This is a genomic window from Acidovorax cavernicola, from assembly GCF_003581445.1.
In genome coordinates, this window is sequence record NZ_QXMN01000364.1 from 1 (window position 1) to 542 (window position 542).

The following is a 542-nucleotide window of genomic DNA, read 5'->3' on the forward strand; positions in this document are numbered from 1 at the left end:
CGCGTGCGCTGCTGCTCGAAACCCGCAGCCCCGTGGGCGAGATCGCCGCGCAGCTGGGCTTTGCTTCGGGCTCGCATTTCTCGCAGGCGTTCGCGCGCCATTGGGGCATGACGCCGCTGCGCTGGCGCCAGCAGCACTGACAACACGCCCGCGCCGGTCTCAGCGCAGGAACGCCGCCCTGCCGGCCCATGCGCAGGATTTCGACAAACTGCGCAAGCCCGCGGCATTCGCGCGCCGCGCGCTCTCCATACTGGCGCCTCGACTGTCAACCTGCAATGCACAGGCTCTGGCGCATCCCTGGCGATATGGAGACAAACATGATTTCACGGCGTTCCCTGCTGCTGACCGGCGCAGCCCTGCCCCTGGCCCCCGCGGCGTTCGCACAGACTGCGGCGTTTGCCCGGCGCCCGGTCATCTGGGTCGTTCCCTATCCCGCGGGCGGCTTCGGCGATGCGGTCTCGCGCGTGCTGGCCCAGCACATGACGGCCACGCTCAAGCAGCCCGTGGTGGTCGAGAACAAGCCCGGCGCGGCGGCTACGGCG

Annotated in this window: 1 protein-coding gene and 1 pseudogene; both read left to right on the plus strand. The window is 69.9% G+C overall.

Annotated features, from left to right (window positions below; translation table 11 throughout):
• Window positions 1-11: 11 nt before the first annotated feature.
• Window positions 12-140 (plus strand): helix-turn-helix domain-containing protein, encoded by a 129-nt coding sequence (locus D3H34_RS34980; RefSeq protein ID WP_350308493.1) that lies wholly within the window; start codon window positions 12-14, stop codon window positions 138-140.
• A 177-nt stretch (window positions 141-317) separates the two neighbouring features.
• A pseudogene (locus D3H34_RS33685) lies at window positions 318-542 on the plus strand (tripartite tricarboxylate transporter substrate binding protein); the annotation flags it as partial.